This is a genomic window from Xanthomonas theicola, from assembly GCF_014236795.1.
Classification (GTDB): domain Bacteria; phylum Pseudomonadota; class Gammaproteobacteria; order Xanthomonadales; family Xanthomonadaceae; genus Xanthomonas_A; species Xanthomonas_A theicola.
Map to the genome: position 1 here is coordinate 4046540 of NZ_CP049017.1, position 17650 is coordinate 4064189.

Below are 17650 nucleotides of genomic sequence, written 5' to 3' on the forward strand. Positions count from 1 at the left end.
CTCCCACGACACTTCGCTGGCGGTAAATACCAGAATCGGAAATGCTCTAGGAGCGGCCCATGCCCTGGCTTGTCGCCAAGTACCTGATCACCGCCGCGCTGGTGGTGGCGATCTCCGAAGTGGCCCGGCGCAGCGACCGGCTCGGCGGGCTGATCGCCGCGCTGCCGCTGGTGACCGTGCTGACCCTGGTCTGGCTGCAACTGGAGCGACAGCCGCAGGCCAAGATCGCCAACCATGCCTGGTACACCTTCTGGTACGTGCTGCCGACGCTGCCGATGTTCCTGGCGTTCCCGCTGCTGTTGCCGCGGCTCGGCTTCTGGTGGACGCTGGCGGCGTGCGCACTGCTGACCATGGCCTGCTTCGGCGCGTTGGCGCTTGGCGTGCGCCGTTTCGGCATCCAGTTACTGTAGCGCGTCGGCACGGTGGCCGGCGGCCGCGGCGAAGCTCAGTGCCCCACCGCGGCGCCTGCCGCCTTGGCGAAGAAGTCGTCGCTGCCCTGATCGTTCATCTTGCGTGCATTGGTCAGTTCGCCGGCCTTGGTGGTGTAGCGCACCTGCCGTCGGCGCCGACCACCACCGCGGCCGGGATGCCCTTCTCGATCGGATCGCCGTCGGCGCGGCTCGGCTCCAGGTTGTGGTCGAAGTTGCCCACATCGATCTTGACCACCTCGAAGTGCGCGTTCACCAGCGCGGGGTTCTTGGCCGTGTGCAGCGAGACATCGAGCGCGCGGCAGTCGCCGCACCAGTTGGCACCGAAGCTCCGCAGGGTCGGCCTGTGCGCCTTCTTGCAGGCGGCCAGCACCCGCTGCACCTGCGCGCCGGCATCGGCGGCGGCATCGTAGGGCGGCTCCAGCGCGTGGGCCAGCGGAACCAGGGTCAGCAGCGACAACAGCAACCAGCGTTTCATGGGGACACTCAGCAGCGTTGCAGGAAGCAAGCCCATCGTCGAGCCTCGGCATGGCCGCGTCGACGGCCGCTGCGGGCCGTAGCCCGGCCGGCACATTGTGAACCTTGAATCGCCCCGGGATTCCAGGAGGCCGTTTGGTTTGAGTCAGGCCGCCTTGGCCTGACCGGCTTGCTGCCGAGGGTAAGCGCTTGGGCTTCCGCTGGCCGGACGTGCCCGATCGGCCCCAGCCGTGGTTTGTGGTTGAACCCGTGCACCCAGTCCAGCGTGGCCAGTTCCACCTGTTCGCGCTTGCGCCACGATCGGCGGTGGATCCCCTCGGCCTTGTACAGGCCATCGATCGTCTCGGCCAGCGCGGTGTGCCCCAAGGGCAGGCTTCGCGCTCATAGCAATCGCCCACGCGGCCCACCGACGGCTCGATCCGCCTCGGTCGGCCGCTCGCTGTCGCGGATGCTCACAGACTGCGAACCGCGGTCGCAGGGGTGGATCAGTACGCCCTCCCGCTGCCGCGCGTGCAGCGCCTGTTCCAGGGCGTCGAGCGCGAGGTCCGTGGTCATCGAGCCCGACGCCTGCCAGCCCACGATCCGCCGCGCGGACACGTCGAGCGCCAACGCCACGGACACCCTGCCCTGCCACGTCGAGACCTAGGTGAAGTCGCTCACCCACAGCGCGGTCGGCCGGTCGGCCTGGAACTGCCGTTTCCCCCGGTCCAGCGGACACGGCGGCGCCTTCGCTGTGCGTGGTCTTCACTGGCTTGCCACCGACCACGCCACGCAGGCCCAGCCGGCGCATCCGCCGCGCCACCGTGCACCGCGCCACCTGCCGGCCTTCCCGCACAACTGCTTGCACACCTTGCGCACACCGTCGACCTGGCGGTTCTGGTCCCGGACACGGCGGATCTGCGCCACCAGCGCCCAGCCGCGCCACCAGCGATCCGGGCGAGCGCCGGGATCGGCCTCCCGGGCCGCATGGCTGTAGACCCTCGACCGAGCCATCTCCAACACCCGGCAGATCGGCTCGACTGCGTCGGCGGCGCGATGCGCCGCAACCAACCCCGTCATGGCGTGAAACGGCGGTCCAGCCCGGCCTGGGCGAAGGACGCCGAGGCCTTGCGCAGAATCTCCTTGGCCTGGCGCCGCTCCCGATTCTCCCGCTCCAGCGCCTTCATCCGCGCTCGCTCCTCCGTCGTCAGGTCTGGGCGCAACCCTTGGTCGCGCTCGGCCCGGCGCACCCACCAGCGCAACGTCTCGGCCGCACACCCGATCTTCCCGGCAATCGACGCGAGCGCCGCCCACGGCGAACTGTGCTCGCCTTGATGCTCCGGCACCATCCCAACTGCCCGCTCCCGCACGTCCGGGCAATACGTCACTGCCTGCTTGCTCATGACGCCATCCTCTCAACAGTTGGAGCCTCCAAGTATCCCGGGGCGGTTCCGTCAGCCGCCACAAGGAGGCAAGCGCCAAACGGCGCAACCCCACCAAGAAGGCGAAACGGTGGGTTGTCGAGGTCTGCCGCAGTTGGTTCAACCGGTTCCGCAAACTTCTGGTGCACTACGAGAAGCTTGAGCGCAGCTTCGTGGCCCTCAACCGCATTGCGGCAGCGATCATTGCGTTCCGCAAGGTCAAACTGACCGTCAACGTTATTTACGGATAGTTTCTAAGCCACCTTCTTGTCCGCCATCACCGCGCTCTATCCGGAAAGCCTTGGAGACGAGGGCTGAACGGCGCAACTGCGCTTCCCCTTCCACCGCGCCTCAAACCCCAATATCGGCTAGGATCGGAGCGACAGGGGGTAGCCTCACGAGGAGTCCTACCCATGCAGACCGTTCTCGCTCCCGCCCGTCCTGCCCGCGCTCGTCCCGCCATCGATCTGGCTGCCGAAATGGCCTACTGGCAGGATGCCCATGCCAGCGGACGCCTGGGTCGCCATGGCTTTTCCCATTACTCGCTGCTGCTGAAGGTGGGCTACGACGTGTATCTGGCGTATCCGCGCGCCACCGAGGCGCAGTTGTACCGCGTGCTGCAGGATTCCTACCACCGGCTGGCGCCGGCGCTGTCGGTGTCGTGGGACGAAGCGCGCTGGCTGGTACGCCATGCCTGGCACCGCCTGGAGCAATCCGGCCGCAGCCACTGAGGACGCTCGCGGACGGGTTGCGCCGCGCTGCCGCACGGCGCGGTGCGGTGGGTCACCGCGCCGCGCCGGAACTGCGTTCGTTGGCCTCGAGGTGGCCCTGGAACTGCCTGGAGCCCTGTCCGGGCGAGGTCGCCGCGTCGCCTTGCGTGTGCCTGAGACTCTGCTTGCGCCGCTCGACCACGTTCTTGGCCAGCGCCACGCGGCGCCCGGCCACCATCTCGGTGAGCCAGGCGATCAGGTAACGGGTGTATTCGAGTTGGTGCTCTTTGCGGGTCAGCGCGTGGTCGGCGCCCTGGATCACCCGCGCGGTCAGCGACCGCGCGTTGGAGAATGCCGCGGCGTAGTTGCGGATCACCTGGCCCGGCACGATCACGTCCTGCTCGGCTTCGACCAGCAGCGCATCGCCGCGGAAACGCTGGCAGGCCGCCAGCGCGACATTGTCGGCCGGCGCTACCGCGCGGTGCCGGTACGGCATCAGGTCCGGATCCCGGTTCAGCGCCACCTTCGGGCCGTCCCAGTGCGCGTCCTTGTACAGCGCCGGCGACCGCAGCGCCAGCCATTCCACCGGCCGCTCCAGGGTCAGCAGCGAGGCGAGGTAGCCGCCATAGCTCAGGCCCACCACCGCGATCGATTCCCGGTCCACCTGCGGCGACGACGCCAGGCGGTCGTAGGCGGCCTTGATGTCGTCCAGGTTCTGCGCGCGCGTCACCGTCTCGCGCATCCAGGCCAGTCCTTCGTGGCCGCGCAGGTCGAAGGTCAGGCACACGCAGCCCAGGCCGACCGCTTCGCGCGCACGCACCAGGTTGTGGTGCTGGTTGCCGCCCCAGCCATGCACGAACAGGACGCCGGGCATGCCGTTGGTGGGCGTGAGCAGGGTGCCGCTCAACGCATCGCCGTCCACCGCGATGTCGATGCTGGAGAGTTTGGTTTCCATCGTTAGTCCACGACGCTCAGGTACCGGTACTTGGTCAGGCGGCCCACGCGCGGATCCTCGTCCCTGTAGTAAACCTGCGCGCCGACAGGCAAGTCCTGCTCGCCGTAGCGCTCGACGGTGGCCGCGACCACCGCGCGCAGTCCCGGCTGGCGCTGGAAGGCGTCGACCGCGGCCAGTTCCGCCGGCGTTGCGCCGCCGACGCGCCAGGACTGCTCGAGCACGCCGCCGATGCCGGTGCCGTCCTCGGCGACGCCCTCGATCACATCGTAGTTGCGGCGCGATGCATAGAACGCCGGATAGGCTTCGGCGATGCAGCGGTCGTAGTGGCGCGCCTTCAGCACCGCCTCGCGCTGCGGCGGCGGCAGCTCGCCCTCCAGCAAGGCATCCAGCGTGCCGCGGATCACGAACAGTTGCGAGCCACCGTAGGTCTGGCGGCCGCTGCCGTCGCCGGTGACCGATTGCGTTCCGTAGTACGCGATGGTCATCCCGGCGCAGTCCACTTCGCCGACACTGAAGGTGGTCGAGCGATCCAGCTGCCGTTCGAGCACGACGCCCTGCTGCGCCAGATCCGCCGGGGCCACCGCGTCCAGCGCCGTGTCGAGCGCGGGCGCGTCGCCCAGCAGCAACTGGCCCTGTCCGCCGATGCCGTGGGGCAGTTTCAACCGCACCTGGCCGCCGCGGCACAGCCGCGCGTAGGCCGCGCGCGCATCGGCAGCGGCGAACGCGGTGTAGCCGGGCAGCGTGGCCTCGGCCAGTGCGGCGCCCAGCGCATGCTGCCAGCCCTCCGGCGCGGCCGCGCCGCGTTCGACCAGCGGATGGCTGATCGCCTTGGTGGCGACGAACGCATGCGGCACCACCCCGCCGAGTAGATCGGCGGCGGCGCACACGCCCAGTGGTTGCGCCTGTGCCGCGGTCAGGGTGTCGTCCGGCACGTAGAAGCCGCTCCCGGCGGCGGCGCCATCGCGTACCGGCACGCCCATCAGCCGCGCCACTTCGGCGGCGATCCAGGCATGCGTGGCGGCCTCGTGCCCGTCGGCCGGATGCATGCGGACGCTGTGGCAGCGGACATGGTCGTGTCTGGCAGGTCGGGCCATGCGCGGCACTCCACTCGGGAAGGACTGGACATCAAGCATGCCGGAACAGCAGAACCAGGATCGGCAGCACCGCCAACGCCAGCGCCCCCGGCGCGCGCAACGGCCTGCGCCGGGGGCGCCACCAAGCGCCCGCTTCCGAGGTGCCGGGCGCATCGCCGGGCGGGTGCGCGCCGACGCGGCCTGCTGCACGGTGATCGATCGCGAAGACGGATGGCGGTGGGGGTCGGCCATGCGACCAAGGCTGTCGGCAACCGCGTTGCGCCGTGGTGAACGCGGCATGCCCGGCGCGTCAGCGGCGCAGCGCAGCGCCGCAGCCGGGACCGGTGCTGGCCATGTCGCGAACGCGCCGACGCAGCGGCACCGCTGCGATCAGGCGGGCGGCATCCGCGCGGCGACCTGCGCGTCGATCCGGTGCTTGCCGGCCAGCGCTTGCATGCCCTGCAGCGTGGCTTGGATCACGCTGGCATAGCCGCTGCGCCACAACTGGGCGCGCGACTGGCGCGAGGACGCCTCGCCCAGCGCCACCGCGAACGCCTGCACGCGCGTGTCCGCGAGCGTGGCGCGGTCCAGGAACGGCTGTGGCGGCGCGATCACGTCCACCGGCGCCAGCCAGGCATCGGCGACCAGTTCGGCCACGCCGACCCGGTGCGACAGTTGATGCATCGCGCTCAGGGTCTCGTGCAGCATTTCCAGATACGCCCACTGCCACAGCGCCGCCTTCAACTGCGGATCGGCCTGGTCCAGCGCCGACAGGGCAACGTCGACATCGTCGATGCGTAAATCGTTCATTCGTCTGCGCTCCACGTCGCGCAATCTGATCGTTCCATTCTGCGCGCAAATAGTGATGGGGTCGTGAGCCGGGTCCTGTTCCGGTGCCGCCACGCTGCATCGTCTCGGTCCGGGCACACGCACGCGCGGGACCGCGGCGCCGCTGCGTTGGCGCGGGGCGGCGGGCGCCGCCGCCGCGACCACACGGCGTGGCCGGCATGATCCGGCGAGGGCGGATGCCGCCGCCCGCCATGCCACGCCCATGAGGATCCGCCGATGCACCTGCAACATTGGCTGCGGCCGCCGCACGCATGGGGGTGCGCAACCATCCGTTCCTGCCGGTCCTGCTGCATCGCGGGGCCGAGCGGGATGGCGGCGCCGCCGGCTTCGAGCGCCGCTTCGCCAGGCATGGCTGGCCGGCGCAATGGCGCGACGGCATCGACGCCTACCACCACTACCATTCCAGCGCGCACGAGGTGCTTGGTGCGGCCCGCAGCAACGCGCGGCTGGTGGTCGGCGGCCCGGGCGGGCCCGAGACCATGCTGGCGGCCGGCGACGCGTTGCTGCTGCCGGCCGGCACTGGCCATTGCTGCATCGCGTCCAGCGCGGACGTCCTGGTGGTCGGCGCCTATCCGGCCGGGCAGGACTGGGACATCTGCAGGCAGGCGCCCAGCGCCGCCGCGCTCCGGCGCATCGCGCAGTTGCCGTTCCCGCCCCGCGACCCGGTCGCCGGCGCGCACGGCCCGCTGCTGCAGCATTGGCGGATGCCCGGTTGATCCGGCGCGGTCGGGCAGGGCGTCCAGCACCCCGGTCTCCCGCAGACGGCGCGGCCCGACCGCGATGCGGAGGCCGCGCTCGAAGGGATGCGCCGCCATGCGCCCGCAGATCGCCGTGCGCACGTTCTCTCGGCCTGGCGCCGCCAGCGGCGCCATCGCCGCGCCGTCGTCTTCCTCGCCGCGCCGCCGACGGATCAGGCCCAGACCTTGCTGCATGGGTCCAACTCCATCGTCGCCATTTCGGCGGCGCGCCAGCCGAACCCGCAGATCGCCAGCACGCCCTGGCTGGCCGGCTCCAGCCCGAACGCCCGCTCCAGGCTTGCTTCGTTGATCGCTGCCGTGACGTACGCGCCCAGTCCTGCTTCGGTTGCGCAGAGATACAGGGTCTGCGAAAGATGGCCGGCCTCCAGGACGATGGCGCGATAGCCCTTGGCATGGCGGCGGTACTTCCAGAAGCTGCGGTCGTAGCGAGGAACAAGCAGCACCATGACATGCGCGTCGGCGAACCATTGCTGCTGCGCGACCGCGTCCAGCGCGAACGCAGGCAGAGGCCCGGGCGATCGCCCCAGGGGCTCGAGTGCATGCTCGATGCAGTGGTAGTGATACAGGCCCGGCGAGACGCCTTCGACGTTCTGGACGATCAGATACGCCTCGACCGGATGCAGGCCTCCGCCGGAGGGGCTGGTCTTTTTCAGGAAGACCATGTCCTCCGTGACCCGCACCTGTCCCTGCGCGGCGAACACGCGCTGCATCAGCTGGGCGAACAACCGGTAAGGCAGCGGCAGCTCCGCGTCGAAGTTGCGGCACGTTGCGCGCCGGGCCAGCAGCGTATCGAACTGCGCCTGCTCCGCGCGAGGCAAGGGCAAGCGCGACGACGCGCTTGCGCACGCGCCGGCTTCCACCGGCGGCGCTCCCAGCACCAGGCGCAGTTCCTGCGCCGTTTCCGTACCGGTCTCCTTCATGGCTTGCACCGCGTCCGTGCCGCTCCACCGGGTGAAGGCATGGAAGGCGGCCGCCAACGGGTGCCAATGCACCGAGCGCAAGGCGTCGTCGCGAGCGCGGTTCTCGGCATGGCGGCGACCGCCGGCCACCACCAGCCCCTTCCGCAACAGCCGCTTCAGCGGCTTGCGCGCGGCGTCGGCGAGCGCCTTCGTCCGCACCCACTTGTCGGGGCTCAGCCGCCCCAACAGCTCCCGCTCCTCGGCATCCACGCCGACCTCGGCGCGAAGGTGCGGCGCCAACGCGATCCAGTGCAGCGTACGGCGCAAGCCGTCGCCGCCTGCCAAAAGATCATGCAGATCGAACCGGGTGTCCTCGCGGGGCTCCAGGTACAGCACCTTGCAGCGCCGGATATGCATCACCATTTCCTGGGCGGGGGAGAAACCGATTGTTTGACGCGATGCAGCCAGCTAGATTGGGGACCGAGGGCCTGGTTCGGGCCGGTTGACGGGGGGACGACATAGCGATGAGAAAGACAGGCGGTGGAGCCGCGGCGCAGCTGGAGCTGAAGGTCGCGAGCAGACTGTTGGACCTGCTGGCAACGGACAACGACTTTCGCAGGCTGTTCAAGAAGGATCCGCGCGCCGCGCTCGTCAACGTCGGCCATGCGGCGGATGCCGAAGGGCTCGCCCAGCTGTCGAAATGCCTCTGCGTGCAGCGAATCGCTCCCAAGCAGGACATCGCCAGGTCGAGGGAGGCCCTGCTCGAAATGATGACATCGGGCATGTCGCAGAACCCGATTCATTTGAACGTCGAAAGCAACGCGTCGCGCCGCACCCGCAGGCGCTGAGGAAGCGCGGACGGCGTCCACTGGGCGTCGAACGCACGCAACTGCGCCTGTGCGAGCCGTTGCTGCCCCGAGGAGGCGAGCAGTTCCGCTGCCAGCAGGTGCCCGAGCGTGGTGTCGACCACGTTGAGCGCTTGTTGGCACCAGCCGCAGCCGAGCTCGCTGTAGGCCAACCCCCGATGGCGGGTGAGCCAAAGCGATTCCTTCAGCGCCTTGGCGCTGTCGCCTTGCCGGGCGTAGGCCTGCGCCAGTACCTCGTGGAGCCGGAACGGCTCATTGCCATCGCGATGCGCTTCCAGGATCCGGATGGCCTGGCCGTGGTCTCCCGCCGACAGCGCCTGGCCCGCCTGCAGGATCGCGTACACGGGCGCAACGAGAACGTTGCCCGTCAGGTCCGCCCTGCCCCGCAGCGCGTGCACGACGCCTTGCGCAAGGCGCCGATCGCCCAGGCGCTGGGCCAGGATCCCTGCGGAAATCGCCGCATAGACATCGTCCACGGCGTCCGCCGTCACCTCCGCGGCCAAGGCGGCATCGGTCGCACGCGACGATAGATCGCCCAGAACCCGCAGTGCGGCGCGCTCATCGCCGGCCATCCATTTCGCTACCGCAAGCGGATACAGCGCGGCACGCCCGCGCAACGAGTCCGGCGCCACTGCGCCGGCAATGCGTTCGGCCGCCGATTGCGCCTCCTGCCACCGCCCCTGGTCGAGCAGCAGCGTGACCTTGTCGAACGGTACGCTGTTGCGCTCTCCCATGCCGTCCAGCAGCGACGTCGCTTCCTGGAAATCGCGCTGCGCGGCGCTGGTGTTCGCCAGCCGGATGCGCGCGGACGTGCCCTGCCGCGCGCCGGCCTTCAACAACGCCGCCCTGGCCTCGGCATAGCGATCCAGCGCCAGATACATGCGTCCCATCAGTTCCCAGGACAGGCCGGCGAATTCGTACCGCGGCGACAGCGAAGCCGCTGCCGACTCCAGCCCCTGCGCGAAACGGTTGCGCGCGTACAGGGCGTAGCCGACGTTGGCCGAGGCCTGGAAGAAACCCGGATACATCGCAGCCATCTGCTGCCACTTCTCCAGCGCCTGCTGGGGGGCGTCCATTTCCGCCGCCCAGGCGTCCAGATACATCCGGTCGCGCGGGGCGAGGTTGGAACGCAACTGCAAGGCCTTGCGCAGGTATTGTTCCCCGCCCTTGAGATCGTTCACCGCATTGCGCGCGCGCAGCTGGCCGATGTAGGCGAGCGCAAAACTCGGATCGAGCTCCACCGCATGCGCATAGAACGCTTGCGCCTTGCCGTACTCGCTGCGATCGTAGGCGTTCTGCCCCAAGGCATACGAACGCAGCGCATCCAAGTCCTTGGTGGTGACGTGCGGCAACGGGGCGGAATTCCGCTCGATGGAGGCAAACGCCTCACCGAGCTTGCCGCGCAGACCGGCGGTCACCTTGTCGATGGAGCCGAGCACCGAGTGGATGCCATAGCCGTCCGCGGATTCGGCGTAGACCGTGGTCTGCGTCTGCGGATCGATGACCTCCGCGCTGACGCGGACACGGCCGCCGACTTCCGAAACAGTGGGCAGGATCACCGCGCGTGCGCCATCGCGGATCGCGATCTCCGACGCCACCGCCCTGTCCAGCAGGGCCTGGGGATTGCGCCGCATGCGCAGCAGCGCATCGCGGGTCTTGATATCCGACAGCAGATTCACGTAGCGCGACTGTTCCAGGCTGATCCGGAACGCCTGCTGCAGCGAGTCGTCCAGGACCGTTTCGCCGGTCAGGTTGCGCAAGTCCCCCACCACCACCCAGTCGCGCTCGGCGAACGCGATCGCCGGCTGCGGGCGGGTCACGAACCAGCCGCCGACCACCATCGCGACGATCAGCGCCGCCTCTGCCGCCAGCGCGACCGGCCTGCGCCACAGCGGCGAGTCGCGCCATGCCTTCGGCGTGGACTTGGGCGCGCGCAACGGGGTGTGGCCGATCTCGCCGACTTCGTAGATCTCCTGCGCGGTCGGTACGCCCTTGAAGCGCCAGCGCCCGTGCGATTCCCACAGCAGGCGCTCGCCACGCTCGCCCAGTTCGCGCGCGGCGCGGTGGGTCAGCGACTCGGCCACCGCCGACAGCAGGAGCTGCCCGGGCCGCGCCAACGTCATCAGCCGCGCCGCGGTCGGTTTGGCCAGGCCCTCCACCTCCAGCGGTTTGGCGCCGACCTGCACCGCCGCGTCGCTGTTGCGCCAGGTCAGCACCTCGCCGACGTGCAGGCCGGCGCGCACCTTCAGTTCCAGCATGCGCTGCGTGCCCAGCGCGCGCAGGCCGCGGCTGTAGTCCAGGGCGAAGCCCAGGCCGTCGATCGGGCGCTCGAACAACAGCAGCAGACCGTCGGACCGGTCGATCAGGCGCCCGCGCCAGCGCTGCTGCAGTTCCAGCACCAGCGCGTCGTGCAGCTTGAACAGTTCGGCGGCGCTGGCATCGCCGAGCCGTTCCACCAGCGCCATCGAATCGCACAGGTCGGTCAGCAGCAGCGTGCGCAACTGCGGGACCTCCGGCTGGAACTGGTGAGCGTCGTTCATGGGCGGCTCGGCCGGCGCGCGGCGGATCAGTAGGGCGCGGCGGCGAGATCGTGCCAGTACAAGCGGTTGCCGCCGAGGCGCTTGGCCTCGTACAACGCGGCGTCGGCGTTGGCGTACCAGTCGTTCCAGTCCGACTGCGGATCGACCCGGCTGATGCCGATGCTGACCGGGCAGATATGCGGCAACGGATGCGGCACGCCGAGCAGGTTCTGCACGGTGGCGATCACGAACTCGCCGATGCGGCGCAGGTCTTCGGCGTTGCCGGCGGCGACCAGCAGGCAGAATTCGTCGCCGCCCAGGCGGCAGGCGATATCGTCCTGGCTGGCGACGGACCGCAGGATGTTGGCGACGTTCTGCAGCACGCGGTCGCCGACCAGGTGGCCGTGCTCGTCGTTGATGCGCTTGAAGCGGTCGCAGTCGATCAGCAGCAGGCCCGGTCCCGGCGAGCGGCCGGCGCGCCGGCACTCCTGCAGGCGCAGGACCAGGCCGCGGCGATTGTGCAGGCCGGTCAGTTCGTCGGTGCGCACCAGCTCTTCGGTCTTGCTGAGCTGGTGGGTGGTGGCGTAGAGATTGTCCAGCGCCGCTTCCAGATCGTGGTTGCGGCGGCGCAGCTGGCGGATCAGGGTCTGCTCGTTCATCACCACGCGCACGATGGTGCGGCGCAGGAAGTAGGCGACCACGCCCGGGTCGCGCTCCACCAGGCGCTGAAAGTCGTCGTGGTCCAGTTCGACCAGCACGCCGTCGCTGGCGGCGATCGCATCGGCACTGCGCATATGGTTGCCGATCAACAGCCCGAGTTCGCCGAAGAACTCGCCGTGCCCGAGATGCTTGACCACCAGGTCCTCGCCGAAATCCAGGTCGATCACGCCGCTGCCGATCACGAACATGGCGCTGCCGCCAGTGCCGCGCCGGAACAGCACCTCGCCGGCGCGCACCGGCCGCGCGCGGCCGAACTCGGAAAACAGGTCCAATTCCACCGCGGTCAGCACCGCCGGCTCACTGGGCTTCGGGGCCACCGCGCCAACGGTCGAAGTTGTCTCGCGTGCGTTGGACGCGGCGCTGTCGCAGGTCATCCGAGCCCCACTGCTCCTGGCGTTGCTCGCCATCTGCGGGGAGCATAGCATCCGAACCAGGCCCTGACGATGCGGTCACGGCCAGTCTCGCAATCGGAAGAGATTGCCGAGCCTCCTGGAATCGGTCGCCCGCACTCGCCGCACGACCGGGTGGCACATCGACCTGTCGCGCATTGCAATCCTGGACATGCCGCGCGGGCGCCGCGCCGAACAGCGCCCGGCGCTCAGAACGGGATTGGGCCAAGCCCCCGGCAGTCTGCGCCGGGAGCGCCGGCGCCACGCCACCCCGTGCCGCCTCGCGGGGCGCCGCCGCGGTGCGCAGCGGGCCGCGCGCGTCCGCTGGCGGGCGGACTCAAAACGCCACGTTCAGGACCACATCCACGCTTTCGTCGTGCCGGTCCTTGGCGACGCTGCCGTCGTAGCGGACCCCCAGCCGGGTACGTTCGGAGAGGTCGAGGCTGGCCTGCAACTCCAGCCCCAGGCTGTTCTGGTCGAAGGCGGCGCTGGAGACCCGGAACGGTTGGCTGTCGGCGAAGGCGAGCGACTGGGTGACCCGGCTCGGCTCGAAGGCATGCTGCCAACCGGCGCCGACCGACAGGGAGCCGCGGCTGCCACCGAGGCCGAATCCGCTGGCGGCACGCAGGCCCAGCGTGCCGTAGGTCTGGCGCTGGCGGACATCCGAACCGGTGAGCGCAGCGCTGCCGCCATGCTCGCGGAGCCGGTCCCTGCCGACATCGACCTGGGCGAGCCCCAGGTATGGTTGCCAGCGGACGCGGCCGCTCTCCAGGTCGAGCGCGGCTTCGGCGAACAGTTGCGCGGTGCGGGCATCGTAGTTGGCGGTGAGTCGATCGGAGAAGCGCGGGATGGCCAGTGTCCGTTCGCTGTCGATGCGGTGTCCGCTGTAGAGCGCCCCCAGGCTGAAGTCGACGGCACCGCGCTGGGTGCCGGCATAGACGCCGAGATGGTAGCTGTGCACCGATGCCGAAGCCTGCATGCCGTCGACGCCGATCGTCGCGGTGTTGTAGCCGGCGGCGACACCCAGGCGCCAGTCGGCCGCGACGCTGCCATCGACGCCGACGAAGATGCCGCGGCCGTCGCTGATCGACAGGCCGTGGCCGTTGCCGTCAGCGTCGTAGTCGGCGCGGCCGCCGAACGCGTCGAACCAGGCCTCCGCCTGGCCGTCCTGCGCCAGCGGCCGTTGCATCGCGCCCTGCGGCAGCGAGGCCGCCGCGGCACCGCTCCAGGCACCGCGCAGCCGCTGGCCGAGAATGCGGCGCCCCTGGCGGGCCTGGTCGGTCAGCAGGCTCGCCACCGCCGGGTGCAACTCGCCGGAAAGCTGGTCGAAGGCGTTGGCCGGGGCGCCATCGGGCAGATAGAGCACCGCGTCGTAGAGCCTGTTGCCATCTCCCAGCGACTCGACCGACGCCGCCGTCGCCTTCTGGTTGGGAGTGTCGACCACGTCGGCGAAGTGCAGCACCCCCCCGGAACCGGCCGACTGATTGCGCGTCAGGACCAGGCCGACGCCATTGGCCCGCTGCTCCAGCGCGGCGTCGAGCAGGGCGAAGCTGTCGGTGACGCCAGCGAACGTCCCGCTGATCCCGGCCTTGGCATCGAGGATCTGGTAGCGGGTCAGGGCCCGGTAGGTCGAGCCGTCCTCGCTGCGATCCTGCGGACCGACCGCGACCTTGACGTTCTGGCCGATGACAACCATGCCGCCGACGTCGGTGCGATCCGCCGCGCCCGCGGCATTGACCTCGACATCGTAGGTGGACCTGGCCGCGAAGGTCAGGGTGCCGTCCACGGTCAGGGTGCCGATCGAGTTGCCCGGCGCCAGGTGGCCGCTCACCGTGGCGCTGCCGACCCGTCCGCTGCCGCCCAGCGTCGCACCGTCGGCCACGGTTACGCCGCCGGCCACGCGGCCATTGACCGCCAGCCGTCCGGCGACGACGCGGGTCTCCCCGGCATAGCCGGTGGCACCGGCCAGCGTCAGGACGCCGCGACCGGTCTTGGTCAGCCCGCCCGCGCCGGCGATGTCGCCACTCAGGATCAGGGTGGTGCCGCTGGCGGTTTCGAAGGTGCCGCCCGCCGCAGCGAGCGTCATGGCATTGCCCAGTTGCAACGAGACGCCGGCGGCCAGGGTGCCGCCTTCGAAGCGCAGCGGGCGTTGGCCGAGTTGGCTGGCGGAGGTGACGACCTGCGGACCCTGGACGGGCGTCAACACCAGCACATCGCCGTTGCCGTTGCCAGTGCCGCCACTGCCACTGCCTCCACCTCCACCGCCACCTCCACCGCCTCCACCGCCTCCACCGCCTCCACCGCCTCCACCGCCTCCACCGCCTCCACCGCCTCCACCGCCACCAGTGCGGTCTAGGATGAGATAGACATTGCCGCCGTCCTGATCCAGGCTGGCGTCGAGGAAGGCGAAGTTTTCCTGCACCTTCGCGAATCGGCCAACGACGCCCTGGCCGGCGGTGAGGATGGTGTAGCGGGTCGAGGCGCGGTAGGTGGAACCGTCCTCGCCGCTGGACTGCGGGGTGACGAGGACGTCGACGTTGTTCCCGATCGTCACCTTGCCGCTGGCCTGCAGACGGCCGGACTGGCCCGCGGCATCGACGCCGACGGCATAGAAGGCGTTGGCGTCCAGGGTCGCGTCCTTGGCCCGCAGGATGCCGAGCGCATCGCCCGGCGCCAGGCGCCCGCCCGCGGCGACCCGGATGTCGCCGACGCTGCCGGTCCCACCCAGGCCGGCATCCTTGGCCACGTTCACCGTCCCGCCCAGCCGGGTGCCGGTGGCGAGCTGCAGCAGGCCGGCGCTGACCGTGGTGTCGCCCTGATAGCCGGTGTCGCCGCCGAACACGAGTTTTCCCGAGCCGCGTTTGTCGAGCGTGCCGGTACCGCCGAGGGCGCCGGCGACGACGGCGCTGCCGGTGGCGGCCACCTCGATGACGTTGGCGCCGCTGAGGGTGGCGGCGCCGTCGATGGCGAGCGCCTTTTCCGCGCCGAGCGTCGCGTTGTCCAGTCGCAGCGTGGCGCCCTTGTCCAACCGGAAGGCGCCCGTGGTCCGCAGCGTGCCGCCGTTCACCTCGAGCCGGCCGGCGCTGGCATGGATATCGCCGCCGAGCGCATTGCTGCGGGTGAAGGTCAGCCCGCCGCCCTCGAGCGAGACGCCGCCGAAGCGGTTGTCGCCACCCAGGGTCAGCACGCCGTCGCCGCGCTTGATCAGCGCGCCGGGGCCGCCGATGTCGTTGCGCCAGCGATCCGCGGCATTGAAGTGCGCGCCCGGCGTGGTGTCGTCCTGGGCATTGGCCGTCTCCATGGTCACGGTCACGTCCTTGTCGAAGGTGCCGTAGCCTTCGGCGGCGCGGAACAGGTTGATGCGGCTCCAGGGGTCGTCGAGCACGCGGCCGGAGGGGTCGGCGGTGGTGCGGATGATGTCGCGCAACTGCTGGCGGTCCAGATAGGGGTAGCGGGTGAGGATTAGGTACTCGGCGTTTTCGGGGACCTGCATCGGCAGGTCGGTGCGCCCCAGGGTGATGTTGTTTTCCTTGAGGAAGGCGTCGAAGCCATAGTCCTTGGTCTTGTTGTAGTAGGCGAGCTGCTGCTGGTACTCCTCCCAGGTATCGAACGAGACGTCGTGGGCGCCGCCGCCGCGGGCGGACGCGCATTCGGCGATCGTGCCGAAGCCGCTCGCCTTGCAACGGTCGCGCTGGCCCTGGCGGATGCCCTTCGGGTTGGCGGTGGCATTGAGCCAACTGCCGGGGACCGGCACCTGCTGCGCGAGCTGTTCCGCCACCGCCTGGTAGGCCATCGCCCGCGAGGCCATGACGTCCAGCGGATAGTGCACGCCCAGGACCACGCGGCTTTCCCCGTACTCCTGGGCGCGGTTGACGTAGGCCTGGAAGCGTTCCGGATAGATGTAGGCGGCGAGCAGGTTGGCGCCGCTGCCCTTGGCGGTGTGGCCGCTGGGAAAGGAGGAGCTGCCGGAGTTGATGCCGTTGATCGGGGCAACCCCGCCCGCCGCCAAGGGAATATTGGTGGGCCGCGGTGAATGCGAAAGATCCTTGCCGACTTCATGCAGCTTTCCAGGCGATTCGCTCCCCATGTTCATGAAGGGGTTGCCGTGCTCGCCGCCGATCGCGTTGAAGGGCCAGCTGTCCAGACGACCGCGGGCGCGATCGGTCATGCCTCCCATGTTGTAGTTGCTGTTGTCGCCGATCGCCAGATCCCTGCGCGCCTGACTCGTCCGACGATAATCCCGGACCACCTGCATGTTGTGGTCGTCGCGCCGCGGCGTGGTGCCGGCGACGCCGCCGCCGTTGTAGCCGGGATACAGCGGGCCGGCGATCTGCGGATGCTCCTTGCGCAGGGCGTCGTACTGCTCCACCAGCGAGCGGGTGTAGGCGACTGGCGCGAGCTTCTGCGGCGTGCGATCGAACGAGAGCCAAACCGAGTTCGCGTCGTAGCTGAGCAGCGCGGTCAAGTAGGCGAAGTTTTCGTGGACGCCGCCAAGCCGGCCGCTGAGTCCACCCTTGGCCGCGAGGATCTGATAGCGGTCGGCGGGCCGGAACGCGGCGCTGCCGGCGTCCACGCCCTGGGCGCGCAGGAAAACCTCGCCGCCGGCGAGCGCGATGCTGCCCGCCTGCAGGCGGTCGGCGCGGGTGGCGTCGAGATCGACGTCGAGCCGGGCGCCGGCGGCCATGGTCAGCTTGCCGTCGACCGTCAGCGTGCCGATCGCGCTGCCGGCCGGATCGAGGATGCCGCCGGAGGCGATGGTGGCCGCACCGACCCTGCCGCGCCCGCTGAGCCGGGCTTGATCGGCGACGCTCACCGCGCTGGCGAGCGCACCTTCCACGCTGAGCGTGCCGGCATCGACGCGGGTCGGCCCGCTGTAGTCGCTGTCGCCGGCGAGGACCAGGGTGCCCGCCCCGGTCTTGCGCAGGCCGCCTTCGCCGCGCAGCGGGGCCGCGATGGTGGCCAGGGTGGCCTTGCCGTCGACGAGGATGCCGGTATCCGGCTGCTTCAGGCGTAGCGCATCGCCCTGCAGGCGATAGCCGTCGCTGAGGAAGCGCAGGCCGCTCGGGGCGATCTCGCCATCCTTCCCATCGACCGTCACCGTGCCCGGCGAGCCGGCGAAGACCGCCTGCTTGCCGCCCCAGGCGTCATTGACCCAGCCGCCCTCGCGTGTCCAGTTCTCCAGCGTCCCGCCGGCGCGCCAGACGCCGTCGCCGCCGACGGCGCCGTCGGCCATATGCTGGCCATCGCCGTCCCAGAACTGGACCTCGGGAATGGGAGAGTTCACCGCGAACACGACGAACTGGGTCTTGCCCTGGCTGTTGCTGTTGTTGTTGTCGGACACCAGCACCATCGAGGCATGGCCGTTGGGCAGCCGGGGACCGAAGGTCATGCCCTCGATATTGTCGATCTTGTTCTCGTAGGTGTTGAGCACGCCATTGAGCGATGCCGAATCGAACACCAGCGTCTTGGGCAGCGTGGCGACGCCTCCGGCGAGGTTGCCGCTGTCCTTGACGTCCTGGCCGGCGCCCAGGTCGACCCGGTAGATGCGGATGGAATTGTGCGACACCCCCTGGGCTGCGCGGTGGCGGAGGTGCCATCCCAGGCGCG

Annotated in this window: 12 protein-coding genes, 2 pseudogenes and 1 other annotated feature; of the genes and pseudogenes, 5 read left to right on the forward strand and 9 right to left on the reverse strand. The window is 69.9% G+C overall.

Going from position 1 to position 17650, the window contains the following annotated elements:
* Positions 1–59 precede the first annotated feature (59 nt).
* Positions 60–410 carry a DUF3147 family protein gene (locus G4Q83_RS18925; protein WP_128420268.1) on the forward strand — a complete coding sequence of 117 codons (351 nt, stop codon included), beginning with the start codon at positions 60–62 and terminating at the stop codon, positions 408–410.
* Positions 411–522: 112 nt separating this feature from the next.
* Here G4Q83_RS18925 and G4Q83_RS18930 read toward each other — a convergent pair whose 3' ends face one another.
* Both G4Q83_RS18930 and G4Q83_RS18935 read right to left on the reverse strand, forming a co-directional pair.
* A complete protein-coding gene (locus G4Q83_RS18930; protein WP_246432170.1) occupies positions 523–906 on the reverse strand; it encodes a thioredoxin family protein in 384 nt (127 codons plus the stop codon).
* 144 nt (positions 907–1050) lie between these two features.
* Positions 1051–2287 (reverse strand): annotated as a pseudogene (locus tag G4Q83_RS18935) (IS3 family transposase).
* Positions 1891–2006 (reverse strand) — a sequence feature (AL1L pseudoknot). It overlaps the preceding pseudogene by 116 nt.
* Before the next feature lie 50 nt (positions 2288–2337).
* Here G4Q83_RS18935 and G4Q83_RS18940 point away from each other — a divergent pair.
* Both G4Q83_RS18940 and G4Q83_RS18945 read left to right on the forward strand, forming a co-directional pair.
* Positions 2338–2556: pseudogene (locus G4Q83_RS18940) on the forward strand (transposase); the annotation flags it as partial.
* A gap of 228 nt (positions 2557–2784) precedes the next feature.
* Complete coding sequence (locus G4Q83_RS18945) at positions 2785–3036, forward strand: hypothetical protein (RefSeq protein WP_246432171.1); 252 nt, start codon at positions 2785–2787, stop codon at positions 3034–3036.
* A 52-nt stretch (positions 3037–3088) separates the two neighbouring features.
* Here the strand turns inward: G4Q83_RS18945 and G4Q83_RS18950 are convergent, their stop codons facing one another.
* The 3 genes from G4Q83_RS18950 to G4Q83_RS18960 all read right to left on the reverse strand — a co-directional run bounded on the left by G4Q83_RS18950 (position 3089) and on the right by G4Q83_RS18960 (position 5853).
* A complete protein-coding gene (locus G4Q83_RS18950; protein WP_128421413.1) occupies positions 3089–3970 on the reverse strand; it encodes an alpha/beta hydrolase family protein in 882 nt (293 codons plus the stop codon).
* A gap of 2 nt (positions 3971–3972) precedes the next feature.
* A complete protein-coding gene (locus tag G4Q83_RS18955) occupies positions 3973–5064 on the reverse strand; it encodes a DUF3182 family protein (protein ID WP_128421414.1) in 1092 nt (363 codons plus the stop codon).
* Between the two features lie 369 nt (positions 5065–5433).
* Positions 5434–5853 carry a hypothetical protein gene (locus G4Q83_RS18960; RefSeq protein WP_128421415.1) on the reverse strand — a complete coding sequence of 140 codons (420 nt, stop codon included), beginning with the start codon at positions 5851–5853 and terminating at the stop codon, positions 5434–5436.
* Between the two features lie 290 nt (positions 5854–6143).
* Here G4Q83_RS18960 and G4Q83_RS18965 point away from each other — a divergent pair, with 290 nt between their 5' ends.
* The gene (locus G4Q83_RS18965; RefSeq protein ID WP_246432172.1) at positions 6144–6608 is read left to right on the forward strand and encodes a cupin; all 465 of its coding nucleotides are present in this window, start codon (positions 6144–6146) and stop codon (positions 6606–6608) included.
* 194 nt (positions 6609–6802) lie between these two features.
* Here G4Q83_RS18965 and G4Q83_RS18970 read toward each other — a convergent pair whose 3' ends face one another.
* Complete coding sequence (locus G4Q83_RS18970; RefSeq protein WP_343068360.1) at positions 6803–7972, reverse strand: putative peptide maturation dehydrogenase; 1170 nt, start codon at positions 7970–7972, stop codon at positions 6803–6805.
* Between the two features lie 101 nt (positions 7973–8073).
* Here G4Q83_RS18970 and G4Q83_RS18975 point away from each other — a divergent pair, with 101 nt between their 5' ends.
* Positions 8074–8397 carry an NHLP-related RiPP peptide gene (locus G4Q83_RS18975; protein WP_128421417.1) on the forward strand — a complete coding sequence of 108 codons (324 nt, stop codon included), beginning with the start codon at positions 8074–8076 and terminating at the stop codon, positions 8395–8397.
* On the opposite strand, the gene G4Q83_RS18980 is transcribed toward G4Q83_RS18975, so the two are convergent.
* From G4Q83_RS18980 to G4Q83_RS18990, 3 genes are all read right to left on the reverse strand, one after another.
* Positions 8349–10955: a putative peptide modification system cyclase gene (locus G4Q83_RS18980; protein ID WP_128421418.1), complete on the reverse strand. Its 2607-nt coding sequence runs from the start codon at positions 10953–10955 to the stop codon at positions 8349–8351. The two genes, G4Q83_RS18975 and G4Q83_RS18980, sit on opposite strands and share 49 nt — an antisense overlap.
* Before the next feature lie 26 nt (positions 10956–10981).
* Positions 10982–12028: a GGDEF domain-containing protein gene (locus G4Q83_RS18985; protein WP_128421419.1), complete on the reverse strand. Its 1047-nt coding sequence runs from the start codon at positions 12026–12028 to the stop codon at positions 10982–10984.
* A 352-nt stretch (positions 12029–12380) separates the two neighbouring features.
* Positions 12381–17609: an autotransporter domain-containing protein gene (locus tag G4Q83_RS18990; protein ID WP_185817264.1), complete on the reverse strand. Its 5229-nt coding sequence runs from the start codon at positions 17607–17609 to the stop codon at positions 12381–12383.
* Positions 17610–17650: the final 41 nt, after the last annotated feature.

Coding starts and splice junctions, on each gene's coding strand:
- G4Q83_RS18925 (WP_128420268.1), top strand. CDS start 60: ATGCCCTGGCTTGTCGCCAAGTACCTGATCACCGCCGCGCTGGTGGTG.
- G4Q83_RS18960 (WP_128421415.1), bottom strand. CDS start 5,853: ATGAACGATTTACGCATCGACGATGTCGACGTTGCCCTGTCGGCGCTG.
- G4Q83_RS18985 (WP_128421419.1), bottom strand. CDS start 12,028: ATGACCTGCGACAGCGCCGCGTCCAACGCACGCGAGACAACTTCGACC.
- G4Q83_RS18955 (WP_128421414.1), bottom strand. CDS start 5,064: ATGGCCCGACCTGCCAGACACGACCATGTCCGCTGCCACAGCGTCCGC.
- G4Q83_RS18945 (WP_246432171.1), top strand. CDS start 2,785: ATGGCCTACTGGCAGGATGCCCATGCCAGCGGACGCCTGGGTCGCCAT.
- G4Q83_RS18970 (WP_343068360.1), bottom strand. CDS start 7,972: ATGGTGATGCATATCCGGCGCTGCAAGGTGCTGTACCTGGAGCCCCGC.
- G4Q83_RS18975 (WP_128421417.1), top strand. CDS start 8,074: ATGAGAAAGACAGGCGGTGGAGCCGCGGCGCAGCTGGAGCTGAAGGTC.
- G4Q83_RS18980 (WP_128421418.1), bottom strand. CDS start 10,955: ATGAACGACGCTCACCAGTTCCAGCCGGAGGTCCCGCAGTTGCGCACG.
- G4Q83_RS18965 (WP_246432172.1), top strand. CDS start 6,144: ATGGGGGTGCGCAACCATCCGTTCCTGCCGGTCCTGCTGCATCGCGGG.
- G4Q83_RS18930 (WP_246432170.1), bottom strand. CDS start 906: ATGAAACGCTGGTTGCTGTTGTCGCTGCTGACCCTGGTTCCGCTGGCC.
- G4Q83_RS18950 (WP_128421413.1), bottom strand. CDS start 3,970: ATGGAAACCAAACTCTCCAGCATCGACATCGCGGTGGACGGCGATGCG.